Source organism: Kiritimatiellia bacterium (assembly GCA_028715905.1).
GTDB lineage: Bacteria > Verrucomicrobiota > Kiritimatiellia > JAAZAB01 > JAAZAB01 > JAQUQV01.
The window spans coordinates 1-2606 of record JAQUQV010000138.1; the positions used below are offsets into that span (position 1 = coordinate 1).

The window sequence follows — 2606 nt, forward strand, 5'->3', positions numbered from 1 at the left end:
AAATGCGCCGCTTTTTGCTGGGCCTGCATGGCGTCTGCCGTAACCACCACCCCGTCCAGCGTCAGTGGCGTAAGCATCGGGCGCAACGCCGTGATCTCGTTTGACTTCTCGTCCACCGGCCGTTGGGTGTCCAGCGACAATTATTCTTCCTCTTGACGACAATTAGAATTCCCCACTGACGACAATTACCCGTTAGTCATCTTGGGAGGGGATTTCTGATCCTTTCTCCCCCCGAGGGGGGAGAAAAAAGCGCGTCAATTTGTCTCGCCTCCTTTTTGTTTGCGTTCTTTGGCATTTTTAGCGCGATAACTGTCACCATCCAGTTCCAAAATCAGGGCATGATGGACCAGCCGGTCAATGGCGGCGGCGGTAGTCATTGGATCCTTGAATATTTTATCCCATTCGCTGAAGATCAGATTGCTTGTGATCATCAGGCTTTTCCGCTCATATCGTTCCGCCAGGAACGTGAATAAAACTTCCATTTCATCCCGGCTTTGTTGAACGTAACCAATATCGTCAAGGATCATTACGTCAAACCGATCCAGCTTATCGAGCAGGGCCTCGATTTTCAGGTCGCGCTTGGCCAGCAGAAGTTTCTGAACCAGATGAAACGTGGTCGTGAAATAAACCCGGTAATCCCGTTTCAGAATCAACTCCCGGGCGATCGCGCAAACCAGATGCGTTTTTCCTCTGCCAGGCAGTCCGAAGGCCAGAATATTTTCCGCCCGCTCAACCCAGTCGCCTTCCATAAGCGTCGGCAACTGCCGCCGAATTTTCACCGGCAGTTCTTCCTGCCGCAAACTTTCCAGCGTCTTGCCCGGTGGCAGATCGGACTGCTTCAAAAACCGCTCGGTTTTACGGCGGGAACGTTCGGCCAGTTCTGTATCACATAAATGTTCCAAGTAACGGATTGGCGTCCAACCTTCCTGACCGGCACGTTGTGCGAGTTTTTCATATTCCGTTGACATGGCCGTCAGACAGAGACTGCGTAATTTCATTGCCAGGCTGGCCGCTTTACTCATGCCCCACCTCGATCTTTTCCAATAATCCGTCATAAGCGGCCAGATCAACCGTTAACGAATTCAGCGCCGGCGGCATTGCCTCCGGACCGGGAATATATTCCAGAATAGCCGCCAGACGCGGCGCAATCCCACTGGCGCGCAATGTGTCGAAAGCGGCCTCAATGTTCTTCTGACCATGCCGGGCGGCGGTCTGTAATATGCCAAGATATTCCCGAACGGCCACGCGCTCACCGCACGTTTCCTGTAACCGATCATAGACCTGACGGAACGCCAAGGTCGGGAACATGGCCTCCTGATAACGGTAGTTCTGAAACGCTCCGGGCTTGCGCACCAGGCAATCGATTACATGACGATAATCAATCTGCGGCCGGCCACGGCCAGATGACCGCGGAATCGTCAGTTGATGCTCTCCCGCGTAATATACCTCCAGCCGGTCCTCATGACGATGAACACGGACTTTTTCACCGATTAATCGGCTCGGAACCGAATATGGCGTCCGTTGCACCTGAATCGTGCTCCAGGCGCTTACAATGGGGTTTTCGACCACATATTCCGGCAATAGCCCAACCGCCAAAACTTTCATCGCCTTAAGTTCCTCGTTCAAACGAACCTGCCGGGCGCGATTGGCCTTGTCCAACACCGTTTCAAAAAAGTGCCGATACTCTTCCCGATCGGTAAAATCGCGGCTGCCGCGCAAGAGCAAATGCTGGCGCAAACGGTTTTTGAAAGCGCCATTCCCAGCCTCAACGTCGCCGTTCTCGTTCGGACTCGCGACTTGGGTCAGATGCGGTTCCTGACCGTAATGTTCCATTAATTGCATGTAATCCTGATTGTATTCCCAACGCCCGGGCGCCGGAGTTCCAACCCAATGCGCCACTACTGGCGTGTGATCCGTCCAGTGCTCCGCCGGCACGCACCCCAATTTCCAGAGCGCTGTCTGCACTCCCTGCCTGAGCGCCGCATAGTTCTCGCTTTGACACAAGATTGCCCATTCCCAATTTGAATAGGGCAGCACCGTATGACAGGCCCAGTGGTCAAACGCCTGGCCGCAAATCGTTATCCCAATCTCGTTTAAACAGGTAAAATCACTCTGCATGCGCTGTCCGGGCTGATGTACCTGTGAAAAATACACTTCCTTGTCGGGACCGTTCAGCGCCCGCCACTGCCGAACGCGCCGCTGAAAACTCCGCAACTGCCCCTCGCTATAAACACCAGGATGCTGTTCCTGAAACCATTCAAACAGCGATTTTGCCTGCAATTCCGGCGCATCCTTTAAATGCGCCTCCACTTCAGTCCAATTCGCATCAAACGGATCTACCCGCGTCCGCCAAGAACGCAGCGTCGGCCCGTCTTCCCATGGCTTTTCCTTATTCAGCAGCTTCCTGGCCGTTTTCCGGTCCATATCCGCCTGCAGGGCGGCCTGACTCACTTTCCCGGTCTTTTGATACTCGCTCATTAGTTTCCTCATCTGTTTTGGGGTAATCGCCATATCCTTGGTCCTCCTTGGATATGGCATCTTATTTGCCCCTCACAGATGGGGAATTATAATTGTCGTCGGTGGGGAATTATAGTTGTCGCCGCGCA

Annotated in this window: 2 protein-coding genes; both read right to left on the bottom strand. The window is 53.6% G+C overall.

Features of this window, described 5'->3' with window-relative positions:
- Positions 1–254: 254 nt before the first annotated feature.
- On the bottom strand, positions 255–1022 hold the full coding sequence (gene istB, locus PHP98_12240; GenBank protein MDD5484398.1) for an IS21-like element helper ATPase IstB: 768 nt from the start codon (positions 1020–1022) through the stop codon (positions 255–257).
- On the bottom strand, positions 1015–2511 hold the full coding sequence (gene istA / locus PHP98_12245; GenBank protein MDD5484399.1) for an IS21 family transposase: 1497 nt from the start codon (positions 2509–2511) through the stop codon (positions 1015–1017). Before istA ends, istB begins: the two co-directional genes overlap by 8 nt.
- Between the last annotated feature and the right edge of the window lie 95 nt (positions 2512–2606).

Coding starts and splice junctions, on each gene's coding strand:
- istA (MDD5484399.1), bottom strand. CDS start 2,511: ATGGCGATTACCCCAAAACAGATGAGGAAACTAATGAGCGAGTATCAA.
- istB (MDD5484398.1), bottom strand. CDS start 1,022: ATGAGTAAAGCGGCCAGCCTGGCAATGAAATTACGCAGTCTCTGTCTG.